The sequence below is a fragment of the Streptomyces sp. ISL-10 genome (assembly GCF_018614575.1).
Taxonomy (GTDB): Bacteria; Actinomycetota; Actinomycetes; order Streptomycetales; family Streptomycetaceae; genus Streptomyces.
In genome coordinates this window covers 416,409-432,753 of the sequence record NZ_JAGGOJ010000003.1, presented here as the reverse complement: position 1 = coordinate 432,753, position 16,345 = coordinate 416,409, and the positions used below count along the sequence as shown (strand labels likewise).

7 protein-coding genes are annotated in these 16,345 nt (G+C 71.1%); 4 read left to right on the top strand and 3 right to left on the bottom strand.

Going from position 1 to position 16,345, the window contains the following annotated elements:
- The first annotated feature begins 80 nt into the window (after nucleotides 1-80).
- Entirely contained in the window at nucleotides 81-1,703 is a 1,623-nt protein-coding gene (gene aceB / locus J7E88_RS02765; RefSeq protein ID WP_215176803.1) for a malate synthase A, read from the top strand.
- Between the two features lie 60 nt (nucleotides 1,704-1,763).
- Here aceB and J7E88_RS02760 read toward each other — a convergent pair whose 3' ends face one another.
- Nucleotides 1,764-4,370 (bottom strand): MXAN_6230/SCO0854 family RING domain-containing protein, encoded by a 2,607-nt coding sequence (locus J7E88_RS02760; protein WP_215176801.1) that lies wholly within the window; start codon nucleotides 4,368-4,370, stop codon nucleotides 1,764-1,766.
- 242 nt (nucleotides 4,371-4,612) lie between these two features.
- Between J7E88_RS02760 and J7E88_RS02755 the strand changes: the two genes are divergently transcribed.
- Nucleotides 4,613-5,725 (top strand): NADAR family protein, encoded by a 1,113-nt coding sequence (locus J7E88_RS02755; RefSeq protein WP_215176799.1) that lies wholly within the window; start codon nucleotides 4,613-4,615, stop codon nucleotides 5,723-5,725.
- Nucleotides 5,726-6,970: 1,245 nt separating this feature from the next.
- Here the strand turns inward: J7E88_RS02755 and J7E88_RS02750 are convergent.
- Together J7E88_RS02750 and J7E88_RS35465 are read right to left on the bottom strand one after the other, a co-directional pair.
- On the bottom strand, nucleotides 6,971-10,945 hold the full coding sequence (locus J7E88_RS02750) for a DUF3320 domain-containing protein (RefSeq protein ID WP_251022014.1): 3,975 nt from the start codon (nucleotides 10,943-10,945) through the stop codon (nucleotides 6,971-6,973).
- Complete coding sequence (locus tag J7E88_RS35465; protein WP_251022013.1) at nucleotides 10,942-11,904, bottom strand: DUF4011 domain-containing protein; 963 nt, start codon at nucleotides 11,902-11,904, stop codon at nucleotides 10,942-10,944. The genes J7E88_RS02750 and J7E88_RS35465 overlap by 4 nt, the downstream gene beginning before the upstream one ends.
- 275 nt (nucleotides 11,905-12,179) lie before the next feature.
- Between J7E88_RS35465 and J7E88_RS02745 the strand changes: the two genes are divergently transcribed.
- Both J7E88_RS02745 and J7E88_RS02740 read left to right on the top strand, forming a co-directional pair.
- The gene (locus J7E88_RS02745; protein ID WP_215176797.1) at nucleotides 12,180-13,343 is read left to right on the top strand and encodes a serine/threonine-protein kinase; all 1,164 of its coding nucleotides are present in this window, start codon (nucleotides 12,180-12,182) and stop codon (nucleotides 13,341-13,343) included.
- Nucleotides 13,344-13,444: 101 nt separating this feature from the next.
- A complete protein-coding gene (locus J7E88_RS02740) occupies nucleotides 13,445-16,330 on the top strand; it encodes a DEAD/DEAH box helicase (protein ID WP_215177427.1) in 2,886 nt (961 codons plus the stop codon).
- The last annotated feature ends 15 nt before the right edge of the window (nucleotides 16,331-16,345 follow it).

Sequence of the window (16,345 nt, the reverse complement as noted above, 5' to 3'; positions counted from 1 at the left end):
GGGCGGCCGCCCGGCGCCGCTCGTGAGCCCCGACGCTCGTTGAGAAGCTCCTGAATGCCCGCTGAAGGAAGTGACAGCTCATGTCCGCACCAGCGCCGTCCCCGCTGGCCATCGTCGAAGCCGAGCCCCTTCCCCGGCAGGAAGAGGTCCTGACCGACGCGGCCCTCGCGTTCGTGGCCGAGCTGCACCGGCGGTTCACGCCCCGGCGTGACGAGCTGCTCGCCCGACGCGCCGAGCGCCGCGCCGAGATCGCCCGCACCTCCACGCTGGACTTCCTCCCGGAGACCGCGGCGATCCGCGCGGACGACTCCTGGAAGGTCGCCCCGACACCCCCGGCCCTGAACGACCGCCGGGTGGAGATCACCGGACCCACCGACCGCAAGATGACCATCAACGCGCTCAACTCAGGCGCGAAGGTCTGGCTCGCCGACTTCGAGGACGCCTCCGCACCCACCTGGGAGAACGTCGTCCTCGGCCAGCTCAATCTGATCGACGCCTATGAGCGCCGCATCGACTTCACCGACCCGGGGTCGGGCAAGTCGTACGCCCTGCGCCCCGCCGAGGAGCTCGCGACCGTGGTGATGCGCCCACGCGGCTGGCACCTCATCGAGCGCCACCTCCAGGTCGACGGCACGCCGGTGCCGGGCGCCCTGGTCGACTTCGGCCTGTACTTCTTCCACAACGCCCAGCGCCTGCTGGACCTCGGCAAGGGGCCGTACTTCTACCTGCCGAAGACCGAGTCGCACCTGGAGGCCCGCCTCTGGAACGACATCTTCGTCTTCGCCCAGGACTACGTCGGCGTCCCGCAGGGCTCGGTCCGCGCGACCGTCCTGATCGAGACGATCACGGCGGCGTACGAGATGGAGGAGATCCTCTACGAACTGCGCGACCACGCCTCCGGCCTCAACGCCGGCCGCTGGGACTACCTGTTCTCCATCGTGAAGAACTTCCGTGACGGCGGCGAGAAGTTCGTGCTGCCGGACCGCAACGCGGTGACCATGACCGCCCCGTTCATGCGGGCCTACACCGAGCTGCTGGTGCGCACCTGCCACAAAAGGGGCGCGCACGCGATCGGCGGCATGGCGGCGTTCATCCCGTCCCGCAAGGACCCCGAGGTCAACAAGGTCGCCTTCGAGAAGGTCAAGGCCGACAAGGACCGCGAGGCCGGCGACGGCTTCGACGGCTCGTGGGTGGCCCACCCCGACCTGGTCCCGATCGCGATGGCGTCCTTCGACGCGGTGCTGGGCGACAAGCCGAACCAGAAGGACCGCCTCCGCGAGGACGTCTCGGTCGCGGCCGGCGACCTGATCGCCATCGACTCCCTGGACGCCAGGCCCACGTACGAGGGCCTGCGCAACGCGGTCCAGGTCGGTATCCGCTACATCGAGGCGTGGCTGCGCGGACTCGGCGCGGTCGCCATCTTCAACCTGATGGAAGACGCGGCCACGGCGGAGATCTCCCGCTCCCAGATCTGGCAGTGGATCAACGCGGGCGTGGTCTTCGAGAACGGCGAGCGGGCCACCCCGGAGCTGGCGCGGAGGGTCGCGGCGGAGGAACTGGCGGCGATCCGCACGGAGCTGGGCGAGGAGGCCTTCGCCGCGGGCAACTGGCAGCAGGCGCACGATCTGCTGCTGAAGGTCGCGCTGGACGAGAAGTACGAGGACTTCCTGACGCTTCCGGCATACGAGCAACTTCTCGGCTGATCCCGCCTGTTGCGCTTCACGCCGCCCCCGGTACCGCACAGCACCGGGGGCGGTGGTGCGTCAGCGCGGCGCGAAGGCCGTGACGACGTCGGGGGCGGCGAGCAGGCGCACTCGCGTCGCGTCCTGCGCGTACGGGTACAGCGCGAAGACCTCGCTGCCGTCGGGCAGTTCGACGTCCCCGCGCATCAGGAACGCCAGCCGGGGCCGTGCCGAGGGACCGGGCACGTCGGTCTCCGGTGAACCGATGCGTGCCGCGAAACCGGCCACGTCCTCGCCGTCCCGCCGGGCGTACACGCTCCGCGAGCCGTCCGTGTGACGCAGGACGACCGTTGCCGCCCGGGCCGCGGCCTGCCACACCGCGAGCTCGCCCAAGCCGACGCGGGCGCCGGAGGCGAACAGCTCTGTGAGCCGGTGGGCGAGGGTGGCCAGCGCGTGCGCGTGCCGCCACACGGCATGCTGCGTGCCGGTGACTCCCTTGACGACATCGAGCCAGCGCATGGTGCGTGCCTGCACATCGACGAGCAGGGGCACGCAGGCGCGGCTGCTGCCGGTGAGGTCGAAGCGCTGCTCCACGGCACGCGCGTCGAACACGGGCCCCTCGTTCCCGGGCGCGTCCCGCACCATGAGCCCGGCGAAGGCGTCCGCCAGGTCGCCGAAGGGGACGTTGTTGTACGAGTAGACGACCGCGACGACGTAACGCACCCCGGCCTCGGCCAGCCGCTCCAGGTCGAGATCGACGAACTCGGACGCGCCGAGCGGGGGCGGGGCGTCCTGGAGGTCGCCCGAGTGCACCGCCGCCGTGCCCTCGTACCGCAGCCTGGTGTAGTCGCACTCCCCCATGTGCCGCCAGTCCGCGTCGAACATGGCCGCCGACAGGTCGAGGTCGGTGCGTCCCGAGGCGGGACTCTCCATCCAGTGCAGGAACAGGCGCAACGTCCTGCCGTCCGGGACGGCGAGTTCGCTGCCGCGCGGAAGGGTCACCAGGGCCCGCGACGCGGTCCGTTCGGTGAACGGCGCGACGACGCCGTCCAGCGCGGCGTCCACGACCGCGACCTCCACCGGCGCCGCTTCCCCGGCGCGGCGCAGCATCTCCGCCGTCAGCACGCCTGCCACGGACCGCACGAGCGCGGCGGGGAGCGCCGGCCTGCCGTCGTCGGTCACATGGGCCCGCGCTGCCGCGCCCTTGGGAAAGAACACCCGTACCGTGCGCTCGCGTGTACGCGTGCGGATCGCGCCGAGCGCGGACAGTACGACGGCCGGTGCAACCCGCCCGACGGCACGCTCCAGCGCGGCGACGACGGCACGCTCCTCGTCTCCGTCTCCGCCTCCGTCACCGGCGAGGCGCAGCAGGTGGTCGAGGCGGCGGACCAGTTCGCCCGGCCGCTGCTGGAGCAGGGCGAGCGCCCGGCGGAGGTCACGGCCGGCGAGCGCCGTCTCGACCTGGCCGGCCCAGGTGCGTACGGTCACGACCGGGCCGGTGACGTCGATGCCGTCGACGCCGTCCGCGGCCTTGCGCAGGGCGAGCGACAGGGCGTCGTCGCCGAGCGCCGTGCCCCGCAGCGCGGCGAACGCGAGGGCCGCGCCGGGGTACCGGTCCGTGTGCTCGAAGGGGTGCAGCAGCTCCGCGGCGTGGATCCAGGCGCGCCGGTACCGCCGCATGTCCTGGGCCGCCCGCGCCGGGTCGAGAGCGTCCAGGGCGGACAGCAGGGCGCGGCGCAGGGGCCGGGACACACGGGCGAAGCGCGGGATCTCCACGAGTCCCGCGTCCCCGCCGGAACGGACCGCGAGCACGCGCAGCACGTCGGTGGCGGTGTCGACGAGAGCGGTGGCGAAGGGCAGGGTCGTGGGCAGGGTCGCGGGGTCGGCGAGCAGCCAGGCGACGAGACGGGCCTTGGTTTCGCGGCCCGGTACGGCGGTCGGCAGCCGGTCGAGGCCGTCGCGGGTCCGGACGGCCAGCAGGGCGTCCAGGTCGTCGGTGTCCTGCGGACTCAGGGCGCCGGTCCGGGCGAGCAGGGTGTCCAGTTCCTGGGCGGCGTCATGCTGACGGTCACTCAGGTCACCGCCGTACGCGATCAGTCGCAGCCGCTGGGGCGGCGCGGGGCGGCGGGCGAAGAGCCGACGCGGGCGCTTGGGGCGCAGGAACGGGTCGGCGGGATCGATGCGCCGCTCGCACACGGGACACGCCGAGAAGTCGGCGCCGTCGAAGCAGGTGCCGCACACGAGGTGGGCGCAGGGCGCGACGGGCACGACGGCGTCCACGGCGCCGCACAGCACGCACGGCTGCTCGGAGCGCTGGAACAGCACCGTGAGGACGCGGTCGACGTAGTGCGCGTACGTGTCGTGCGGGGTGCTGTCCGGGAATCCGCGCAGCAGCGGCTCGTGCGGGCGGTCGGCGCCGGTCTCCCGGTCGATGTCCTGGAGCAGGGCCCGGCCCATCGCCCCGAGTGCCCGCGCGTCGAGCGCCGCGAACGCGGCACGCAGCGGGGCGGCGACGAGATACCCGCGCTCGACGAGGTCGGCCTCGAGCAACGCGGCGCCCACGTCCCCGGCGGGCTCCAAGACGTCCCCGCCCCCCGGCAGGTACACGACCCCGCGCCGTGCGAGGAGCACGGCGGCGAGGCTGCGCGGAGTGGTCGCGGTGCGGATGGCGGCCTTGGTGCCGGACACGTCTTTCTTCCCCCTTCCCGGATGACCGGGTGTTGCGCGGGGCGGGAAGTGAGGGCGCTGTTTCGTGAAAGGAATTCAGGAAGGAAGCACACTCGGGAGCCGCCCCGCGCGGAACGAAATCTAACAGGGGGCTGGGCAGCTCATCATCCGGTTTTGCTTTGGTGCCTCCCCTGTCCGGAGACGTCCACCGGCCGGTCACCCGCCGCTCTCGCGCGGTACGGCGACGCGGCACAATGACGCGCATGATCAGCAAGCGGGTCACTCATCGCATGGCGGACGGCGTCCGCGTCCCCGGCACCTGGCGTCACGCTTTCATCCGCAACGGCGACTACCACCTCACCGACCTGTTCATCTACGCGGACGGGCTCATCGACTGCTGGGGGCTGGTCACCCTCGACGAGTTCGAGGGGAAGCTCCGCAGCGGATGGGTCGCCACTGAACTCCCCGACGGTGCCCGGGGCTCCGGGTACGACCTGGCCCACTGGACGTTCGGCGAGCCGCGGACCTGGCTCACACCGGAGCTGCTGCTCGCCGAGATACGGGACACCATCGAGCAGCTCAACGGCCGCCCCGACTCCACGGACCGGTGCCTGGCGGCTGCCGAGGCGTTCCTCGCGGACCGCACCGAGGAGAAGCGCGCCGCTGCCCGCGCCGCGTACTTCGCCGTCCCGGAGACCCAGCGGCACTACGCGCTCGGCGACATGGACCGCAGGGACGAGCCGCTCAGGGTCCTCGTGGCCGGACCGGGCGGCCACACGGAGGAGTGGCCGGACGACCCGGTCACACAGGAGGAGTACGACGAGGCGGTCGCCTACTTCGAGGACCGGTCCCGCTGGATCGCCGAACGCGCCTCCCGAGTCCCGGCGGATGGCCCCACGACCTCACACGCCCCGGCGGTCCACGTCCCCCACACGTACCCGCTCAAGCCCTCGGACGCGCGGAACAAGAAGTCGCTGCGGACCGACTTCCCGGCGCCCGTGGACATCGACGGCGTCACGTACCCGTCGATCGCGCATGCGTACTGGGCGCTGTCCACGGCGGATACCGACGCCCGTGCTGCGATCACTTCTGCCGACACCGCCGCCGCGGCCGCCAAGCTCGCCGCCGACGCCCGGCGGCGCGACGGCTGGGAGCAGGTCCGCACGGCAGTGATGACCCGCCTGCTCCGCGCCAAGTACGCCCAACACCCGGTGCTTGCCGAGTTCCTCCTGTCGACGGAGGACGCAACCCTGATCTACTCCGACGCCGACTCCGCCTTCTGGGGCGACAACGCGGGCCGCGGCCGCAACTGGCTGGGCCGTCTGCTGGAACTGGTCCGCTCGGAACTGCACGCGGAGCGGGTCGGCTTGGGGTGAAGGGGAGTGGCCGATCCGCCGCCACAGGTCCGACCGCAGCGCGCTCACCCCATGGCCCGCGTGGGCCGTGATGTCGGTGCCGGTGCCGGCAGGGGTGATCCCCGGCCGAGCCGCACTTCCGGAGCGTGACCGGCCGGCCGCCGCCCGGAACAAGGCCGACGGCAACGGCTCGTGAACGATGCCGCGGGCCGCCCGCGCCCCCCGCCGCTCGCTGCGTCGATCAGTTCGTCCAACTCGGCTGCGCACCTTCTGTTGCACAGTCGGCTCTCCCAGGAGCCGGAGGCATTGCCTTCAGGTTCTCCGTGGTCGCCTGAAGAACGAACGGCGGTGCCGTGATCGCGGTGCGGGCCGCCTCGCGGTAGGTGGCCGAGTTCATTACCCGGAAGCCGTCACCGGAAGCGACCAGCTCCATCTTGGGGATACCCCAGGCGGGCCACTCCTCGTCGAGGAACGCCTCCAAATCGAACGCGGTGTGTCTGCCGACCGCCTCGGTGGTGGGCCAAGGCGAAGGGGATGAAACGGACCAGCCCGGTCGGCACCAGCACCTACACCGTGTACATACGGGCACCGTCCCCAGAGAAGCCGACCGCACCATGTTCTTCTACTACGACGTCATCGACTTCACGCAGATCGGCAGCACCGGCGTCGCAGGCCTCAAGATCGGGCTCAAGGGCGCCGTCGCGCAGGACTGGCCCACTGCTGCCAAGCCGGTCATCAGCAAGGCTCTCCCCGTCATTAGGACCTGGCCGCAGATGAAGGCCAGTCCGCACTACACCCAGACCGTTCGCTACGCACCGGGACAGGGCACCGGCGCGGGAGCAGCGGACGTCGTCTTCGCCGTTATCAGCCCGAGATCACCTCCACACTTCCGGTGGGGTGGGTGGGCAACAGCCCCCAGACCGGCAAGCCGTTCATGTTCGCCCCACACTGGGACTCAGCGACGTATCTGCGGAACTCCACCGGGGCCGGCAACCCCGCGAACAAGGGAGGTGCCGCCTTCAGCATGCTCGCCACGCTCGAGTACAGCTCCCAGCCGGGAGCCCCCGAGCAAGCAGTCGCCCAGCACATCAAAAAGGCGTTCGCCGACCCCACCTCCACCAAGCCGCTGAACGCCCTCAAGAACGTGCCGGGGGACGTCGTCAAGGATCCGCTGCCTCTACCTGGACGAGCGGCGCAGGAAGCGCAATCGGGCCGTCGCGGTCCGCGAACCTGTCCCTCAAGATCGAGCGATACGTACCACGCCTCTCAGCGCACCGCGCCGACGCGCCCCGGGCCGCCTTCCAGCCTGCCCTGGCCGTACAGCTCGGCGATGTCGGCCGCCAGGCAGTCGCGGATGTCCTTGCCCATGCGTCGCCAGCCGAAGAAATCACAGGCCTGCTTGATCAGTTCGTCCTGCGACATACCGGGGCACTCCGCTGTCAACTCACAGAGAGCCAGATGCCGTTCCGCGGGTGCGATGTGTGCGACCTTTCGCGGGACATCGCCGGGCGCGTGCCTTCTTGCCTTGAGGTCGCCACGCTCTGTCGCGTAGAAGAACGAGCCATCAACCGTGACAAGCCCGGAACGGACCAGCGTCTGCGCCACCTGACGGACGTTGTCCCGAATGCGGTTGCCCGCCCGGGCGACACCCCATGCCTCCCGGGCCCGCTGGACGAGCAGGTCCTCATGGATAGGCCCCTCAGCCTCGATGATCCTGGCGAGCGCCTTGCGCAGGTCTCGCCGGGCCTCGGGGGTGTGGAGTTCGTAGGCGGAGGAGACAGTGAACGAACTGATGCGGTACTCGGTGCTCCAGGCCCGATCGATCTCCGGGTCCACCGGCACGCGGTCGTGCTCGATCTCCTCACCATGCAGTTCGGACAACGCATCGGAGACCGAGGTCGCCGGCTCCCCACCCGGGCCACGCGTAGGACCGTCAGTGTTGCTGGCGGCCGGTACGTGCGGCCGGGAGGCAACCAACGGTCCTTGGGCTATGGCCTGCTCCACGGCCTCCTTCAGCCGCAGTTCCGCTGCAACGCGCCCTCGATACCAGTCCGTCCCCCAGATCCGGTACAGCCGCCAGCCCAGCCCGTTCAGCACCTGCTCCCGCAGCCGGTCCCTGTCGCGGGCCGCCCGGGAGGAGTGGTACATCACTCCGTCGCACTCGATGCCGAGCGCGTAGGCGCCGGGGAGTTCCGGATGGCGCAGGCCGAGGTCGATGCGGAAGCCGGCTACGCCGACCTGGGGCTGGACGGTGTAACCCCAACGTCGGAGCACTTCGAGCACCGACTCCTCGAAGGGGCTGTCGGGTTCGGCGTCGAACTGGACGGCGTCGGCGGCGAGGACGGCGCTGCCGTTCTCCGCGTACTCGAGGTAGCGCTTGAGGTGCTGGACGCTTTCGTTGGGGCTGTCGGCCAGGTGTGCGCCGCGGAAGGAAGCGACGACTTCCATGCGGTAGCGGGCGCGGGTGACGGCGACGTTGAGGCGCCGCCAGCCCCCGCCTTTGTTGATGGGGCCGAAGTTGAGGCCCAGCTTTCCGTTCTCGTCGCGGCCGTAGCCGACGGACATGATCATCACATCGCGCTCGTCGCCCTGCACGGACTCGAGGTTCTTGACGAAGAAGCCGTCGAGGCGGTCCTCGGTGAAGCAGTGTTCGAGGTCCGGTCGGGTCAGCCGCGCCTGCTGGACCGCGTGGTCGATGGCCGACGCCTGGGCCTGGGAGAGGGCGACCACGCCGAGCGTCCTGCCGGGCCGGGTGTCGAAGTGGTGGATGACCCGTCGGGCGACGTACTCGGCCTCCCGCGTGTTGTCACGCCGTCCGCCTCTGTCGTAGACGCCGTCGGCCTCCAGGAACGCGACACCGACGTCGTTGCCCTCGTCGAACGCACCCGGGAAGGTAATCATCGAGTTGTCGTAGAACCGGCGGTTGCTGAAGGTGATGAGGTTCTCGTGGCGACTGCGGTAGTGCCAGCGCAGCGGCAGGTCGCGCATGGCTCCCGCCTTGCAGGCGTGCAGCAGGGACTCGAAGGAGTCGGGTACGTCCTCGGCGTACTCGTCCGAGTCGTCCTCGACGGAGGCGTCGAAGAACGAGGTCGGCGGCAGCTGCTTCTCGTCCCCGGCGACGACGAGGCTGCGTCCACGGTAGATGCAGTTGATGGCGTCACTGGGCCGCACCTGTGACGCCTCGTCGAAGATCACCACGTCGAAGTGGTAGTCGGCGGGCAGGAACTGGCTGACGCTGAGCGGGCTCATCATGAAGCACGGCTTGATGCGCTGCACCACCTCCCTTGTCCTGCCCAGGAGTTCGCGCACGGGCATGTGGCGGGTCTTCTTCTCCGCCTCGCGGACGATCACGGCGCCGCCGCCGCTTCCGAAGCTTCGCGGCCGGCGCCTGTTGCACGCTTCTATGACGGCCCCGCCTGCCGCGGCGATCAGCCGCCGGTCCGCTTCGCGGAAATCGGCGACGCGCGCATCGAGGGCGTCGGAGCGGGTGGTGCGCAGCCGGATGTCGGTGGCGAGGACGCCTTCGGCCCAGGAGCGCAGCAGCGCCTGCTCGACAACGTGGGGAAGTGTCAACGGGTCGAGGCCCCGTTCGGCAGCGGCGGTGATCACATCGTCGGCGCCGTGGCGGGCGAGGACGTCGAGGCCGCTGCGATAGGTGTGCCACTCCTCCGGTCCGCGCGGATCGTCGCGGAGGTTGTCGATGAGTTCCCGAGCCTGGTCGAGGGGTCCGAGCAGCGCGGGCGAGAGCTGCGCGCCTCGTGCGGCGTCGAACAGGTCGAGCAGCCCGCCGACCGCGTCGGACCAGCGCTCGGCGCGGCGGCTCGCGATGGCACACCAGTGACCGAGCGAACGGCGGATGTTGTCCGCGAGGAGGCCCGGCAGGCGGTCGTGGCCGGCGTCGTCGGCGAGCAGTGCGGTCAGCGCCTCCCGCCGGTGCGCGTCGCGCCCCAGCTCGGCGATGCGGTCGGCGGTGGCAAGTGCGCGGTCGAGCGCGTCGATGTCCTGCGGGACGCGGGGCGTACGGCGACCGAGGACTGCGCTGTGCAGCTCGGTGAGGCGTACGACTTCTCCGGCGGCGGTGTGCCAGGCGAGAGCGTCGTCGAGCCTGCCGACGAGCGACTTGTCCCATGCGCCGGTTCGGGTGAGCGCCGTTACCGCCGCACGGTCGGCCTTGAACTGGGCGGAGAACCGGTGCATCAGGCCGTGGTGCTGGTCCTTGAAGCGCTGTACCAGGGCTGGCAGTTCCGCGGCGTGCAGCACCTGATCGGTGAAAACGTCTTCTGCTGCGGCGCGCGCCTGCGTCTCGGTGGCCAGCGCCTGCCGCAGCTGTGCGGCGGCCTCGTGGGCCTGCCGCAGGGTCGCCGTGTCGAACCACTCGCGCGGCGGCCGGTTCTCGGACGTAGCCAGGTCGGCCAGCTCGCACAGCGCGAAGGCGCTTTCGGCGTTGCCGCGCTCGGGCAGGCCGAAGAGATCGGCGAGTTGTGCGACCTGGCCGGCGACGTCCTCCGGCAGTGCCACGCCCGGTGCGGCGGCCTTCTGCTCGGGCAGGGCTGCACGCAGCGTCCGTACGGTCTGCTGCAGTTCGCGCACGGTACCCGGCTCGTCGGTGGCGGCCGCGAAGGGCCGCCGCCGGACGGCGGTCCGCAGGGCGTCGAGTGCTTCGTCGGCCTCGGCGACGACCTGGTGGGCCGAGGTACGGGTCAGCCCGCGCCACGGGAAGGCCTCTCCCTCGGTGGCCGGCCGCCAGGCACGGCTGACGGACTGGGCGGCGGCCGCAGCCTCCTGCAGCGCGGCCGCGCTCAGGGTCCGTGCGGTCTTCGCGTTCTGCGCGGACAGCGGGAGTTGTGGTGTGCCGGCCTGCTCGAGCTGCACCAGGCGGCCGAGGACGTCGTGCAGGGTGCGCCGGATCGGCTCCCGGGTCTGGTTCATGGCCGCGGCGTACGCGGACAGCTCCTCGCGCAGTTGCCGTGCCCGTTCCAGCTCGTGCTCGGCGGCCCCGCTGACCCGGGCTTCCGTGGTCAGTACGCGGGCGAGCTCGGTGGCCACGGCCTTCTTGCCGGTGTCGCCGCTGTGCAGCGCCATGACGAAGTCGCCGAGCCCCACGCCGCGCAGCCGGTTGCGTACGACGTCGAGCGCCGCGGCCTTCTCACTGACGAACAGGACGCTGCGGCCGGCGTGCACCAGGGCGGCGATCATGTTGGTGATGGTCTGGCTCTTGCCGGTGCCGGGCGGGCCGCTCATGACGAAGGAGCGGTTGTCGAGCGCGGCGGCGATGCACTGGCGCTGGGAGGCGTCGGCGTCCAGGACCAGCGGAGTCTTCTCCGGCAGCTGGATCTCGTCGATCCGGTCCAGTTCCGGGGGGGGTCGAAGCCGATGAGGTCGTCGGGCAGCCCGGCGTCGGGCCCGAGCGCGACGGCGCGTACCAGCGGGTGGGCGAGGATCTGGTCCTCGTTCTGCTGGAGGTCCTGGTACATCGCCTCGCGGTGCGACGCGAAGAGACCCAGCACCACCCTCTCGTCGACCTTCCAGTCCTTCAGTCCGGAGGCGACGTCGCGGGCGGCCGAGAACACACGGGGCAGGTCAGTGGGGTCGGTGGCGGTGACCGGGCTCCAGTCGACGCCCAGGCGGTCCGTCTTCACGGCGAGTGCGGGATTGTGGGCGCGGTCCTGGCCGTCGGCGAGGCAGAGCCGGTAGCGCCGGTCGGCGGTGGAGCGGCTCAGTTCGACCGGGACGAGGACGAGCGGCGCCGAGCTGGCCTCGTGGGCGCCTTCCTCCCGCCAGTCGAGCATGCCGACGCCCAGCCACAGGACCCACAGGCCGTAGTCGTTGAACATCTGTCCGGAGCGCTGACGCAGCTGGTACAGCGCGCTGTTGAGCGCGGCCTGCGTGGTCTTCTGCGTGACGAGTCCGGGACGGTCCGTCGCCGCCCGGTCGGTCCTGCCGCTGTAGGCGTCGTCGCCGTCGTACGGGTCCTCGTCGACGGGTGCGAAGTCCCAGCCCTTGGCAAGCCCGCCGAGGAGCGCCGCGGCGTCGGGGGTGGTGATCTCCAGGGTCGCGGTCCTGGTGTGCCGGAAGTTCAGCAACCGGTTTCGCCCGCCCATGTCCAGCAGCGAGTTGCGCCAGTCGCCGAGTACGGCTCTCAGCCGATCGAGACCGGGGTCGTCGGCGGGTGCGGACGTGGTCCTGGGCTCGTCGGGCATGCGGCGGGAACCTCCTGGGCGTTGAGGCACGAGGGCGGCCGATGATCAGACACCCTGGAGATCTCTTGAAATATCAGCCGCTACGTCTCGACACACCGGGCTTGACCAACACGATATGGAGTTGTTGTGAAGATCGATCGAAGAAGCGCTCATCGGGCATTTCTTCGAACCACGGTGCGCCTCGGGCCGAAGTAGCCGTACCCCTCCCGTCACTCAATGCAGTCGACTACGGTGTTCCCGGACATTCACCACCTGATCAGCCCGAACGAGGACCCGTGCAGACGACGCCGCTGAGCCCCGAGGACCCCGCCGAACTCGGCGGCTTCGAGCTGCTCGGCCGTATCGGGCAGGGTGGCATGGGCCAGGTCTATCTCGGCGAGTCGCCCGGTGGCGAGCCCGCGGCTGTGAAGGTGATCAAGGCGTCGGTCGTCGACTCCGAGGCCCGGCTGCGCTTCGCTCAGGAGATCGAGGTCCTCAAGACGATCTGGGGCCCGCGGATCGCCGCGTTCCTGGACGCCGACCCGGAGGCCGAGCGCCCGTGGCTGGCGACCGAGTACGTCGACGGCCCCGATCTGCGCCGCCACATCACCACCCACGGCCCCCTCCCGGCCGTCCTGGTCGCCTCCCTCGGCGCGACGCTCGCGGAAGCACTCGCCGCCGTCCACAAGCAGGACCTGGTCCACCGCGACCTCAAGCCCGCCAACATCCTCCTCGGCCCCAACGGCCCGAAGATCATCGACTTCGGGCTCGCCGTCTTCTCCGAGGCCGGGGTGACGCTCACCGCCCCGAACACCGTGATGGGCACCCCCACCTGCATGGCCCCCGAGCAGGCGAGCGGCGTCAAGCCGCTGTCCTCCCCGGTGGACGTCTACGCGCTGGGCGCGGTGCTGCTGTACGCGGCGACCGGCCACTACCCGTACGAAGCAGCCAACATCCACGTCCTGTTCAACATGATCATCCAGAGCGGGAACGAGCCCGACCTCTCGGGCGTCCCGGACGAACTGGTGCCGCTGCTGACGTCGATGCTCGCCCACTCCGCTGGGGACCGGCCGACCATGCCCGAGGTGGTCCAGCGGTGCCGGGCCGTCATCGAGGCGCAGGGTCTGAAGGTCGCGCAGGCCCGGCGCCGGCTGACCACGCACACCGCGCCGGGGCCCTCCGTACCGTCGGCCGAACTCCCCACCCAGCCGCTGCCGCAGTCCGCCGCCGAGGTCCCCGCGCCCACGCTCCCGATCACGCAGCTTCTGCCGAGGCCGGTGGACGCGCCCCCGCCCGCGCTGACCCCCACACTCCGGGCGGACATCGCTCCCCGTGAGCCGGCCGCGCGCACCGCCCGCACCGCGAAGCGCCCCGCCCCCGCGCCGCGGCGCCACTCGGTACAGGCCCGCAAGGTCGCCCAGCAGTTGCGCGAGGCGTACGCGCAGAGCGCCAAGTTCTGACCCGGGCCCCCAACGCCCCGCACCACCCCCGTAGAGCAGCAACAGCACAGGAGGCAGCGCCCGTGACCGTCGAGCAGGAGCGCACGGAGCGTACGGAGCCGATGGCCCGGCCCGCGAGTGTCGTCGCGGACGCCCAGTACCCGCCGGGCGCGCAGATCGTCGTACGCGACGAGGAGTGGCTCGTACGGAACGTGACGCGCACCGCCCACGACGGCGACCGGATCGAGGCGGTGGGCGTCTCGGAGTTCGTCCGCGACCAGGAGGCCGTGTTCTTCACGGCCCTGGACGACGTGGAGCTGATGGACCCGCGACGCACCACGCTGATCGCGGACGGCTCGGCGAACTTCCGCCGCAGCCGTCTCTTCCTGGAGGCCGTGCTCCGCAAGACGCCGCTCCCCCAGTCGGAGCGCGGCCTCGCCCTCGCCGACAGCTTCCTGCTCGACGCACTCCCCTACCAGCACCGCCCGGCGCAGCTCGCGCTCTCCGGCCGCAACCTGCGCCCCCGGCTGCTCATCGCGGACGTGGTCGGCCTCGGCAAGACGCTGGAGATCGGCCTTACCCTGGCCGAGTTGATCCGGCGCGGCCGGGGCGAGCGCATCCTCGTCGTCACGCCGCAGCACGTCCTGGAGCAGTTCCAGCACGAGCTGTGGACCCGGTTCGCCATTCCGCTGATCCGGCTGGACTCGGCGGGCATCGAGAAGGTGCAGCGGGAGATCCCGGCGGGCCGCAACCCGTTCACGTACTTCAAGCGGGTCATCGTCTCCGTCGACACCCTGAAGAACACCGACCAGTACAAGCACCATCTGGAGCAGATCCGCTGGGACGCGGTCGTCATCGACGAATCGCACAACCTGATCAACCGCGGCTCGCTGCGCAACCAGCTCGCCCAGCTCCTCGCCCCGCGCACCGACGCCCTGATCCTGGCCTCCGCCACCCCGCACAACGGCAACGCCCGCTCCTTCGCCGAGCTGATCGCCCTGCTCGACCCGGCCGCGATCCGCGACCCCGAGCGGTATGAGGCGAAGGACATCGAGCACCTGTTCATCCGCCGCACGAAGGTCAGTCCCGAGGTCCGCGAGACGATGAAGGGCCAGTGGGCGGACCGCGGCCCGTCGGAGTCGGTGCACTGCGCGGCGACCCCGGCCGAGGAGAAGGTGTTCGAGGAACTGGCACAGGTGTGGCTGCCGGCGGAGGGCACGTCGGTCAGCGAGGTGCCGCTGTTCCCATACACGCTGCTCAAGTCGTTCCTCTCCTCCCAACGCGCGTTCCGGGCGACGGTCGAGGCACGCATCAAAACGCTGGTGAAGAAGGACTTCGCCGACCCGGACGCGCCCGAAGTCCTCGCCCTGCGGCGGCTGGACGAACTGACCGCGACCATGACGGAGGCGGACTCGGCGAAGTTCGCGGCGCTGGTCGAGCAGTTGAAGGCCATCGGCGTCGGCCCGAAGTCCGACACCCGGGTCGTGGTCTTCTCGGAGCGGGTGCAGACGCTGGAGTGGCTGCGGGAGACGGTCCCGGCAGCACTCGGCTTCAAGGGCAAGGCGCTCGCCGAGGCCGCGCGAGTGATGCACGGCGGGCTCTCGGACGAGCAGCAGATGCAGTGCGTCGAGGACTTCGGCCTCGCCGACGCCCCCGTACGCATCCTGTTCACGGGCGACGTCGCCTCCGAGGGCGTCAACCTGCACCGCCAGTGCCACCAGTTGATCCACTACGACGTGCCGTGGTCGCTGATCCGCATCGAGCAGCGCAACGGCCGCATCGACCGCTACGGGCAGGCCCACCGGCCGCAGTTCCGCGCGCTGATCCTCACCAGCGGCGTGGACGGCGCGAAGGACGACCGGACGGTCGCGGAGCGGCTGCTGGAGCGGGAGGACGAGGCGCACCGCTCGCTGGGCACGGCAGAGGCGGTGAGCGGGCTGTACCGGGCGGAGGCCGAGGAGAAGTCCCTGGTCCAGGACCTGCTGCGGGGCCGCACGGTCGACGAGTCGCTTCAGCGGTCGGCGGAGGACGCGGTGGCGGCCGCGAACGACTTCCTGGCGGACTTCTTCGCCGAGGTCGACGCGTTCGACGGTACGCAGGCGGCCCCGGCCGCACCCGAAGGCCCGGCGGCACCGGCTGACGACGACACCGCCGGCCCGGCGCCGGCGCCCGCCGTCGTGCCGCGCCTGTTCGCCGGCACGCGGGAGTTCATCGACGAGGCGCTGCGCGAGGTGTTCCCGGACGCGCAGCGGCAGTTGGAGATGGACCGCGACGACGAGACGGGCCTGATCTCCTTCAAGCCACCGGCCGACCTGATCCACCGGATGAAGGCCCTGCCGCCGGACTACCGCCGCGAACAGCGCCTCCACGAGCGGATGCTGGTGACGCTGAACCGCAAGCTCGCCGATCTGGCGCTCGTACGGGCCCGGGAGTCGTCCACCTCCAGCTGGCCCGACATCTCGCTGCTGACCGATCTCCACCCGGTGGTGGAGTGGCTGACGGACAAGGTGCTGGTGAACCTGGGCCGCCAGCAGGCCCCAGTCGTCACCGCCGACGTCCCCTCCCCCACGTACCTGGTGCAGGGCATCTACTCCAACGCGCTCGGCCGCCCGACCGTCGTGAAGTGGATGACCGTACGGGACGGCGTCGCCTCCGACGACATGGTCGACGCCCTGCGCCGCGCCGGGGTCGGCCCGACGATGGCCAACCCGCTGCACGCCCACGACCTCGACGCCCTCGCCGCCGGCATCCCGGACGCGCTGCGGGCGGCGGAGGCGTTCCTCGACCGGCACAGCGACGACTGGGACCGGGCGCTCGAGCGGCCCATCGAGCAGTACCGGCAGCGCCTCGGCGACTGGGAGCAGCTCAGCCTCGGCGGCGGGACGACCAAGACCGACCTGACCCGCCTCGCCGACTCGCTGCTGACCACCGGCCGCCCCATGCTCCGCGTCCTCGCCGTCCTCGACGCGGCGTCCCCCGCCCCGGCCGCCGCGCCCGTCGCGCACTGAACCAGGAGGTTCCTG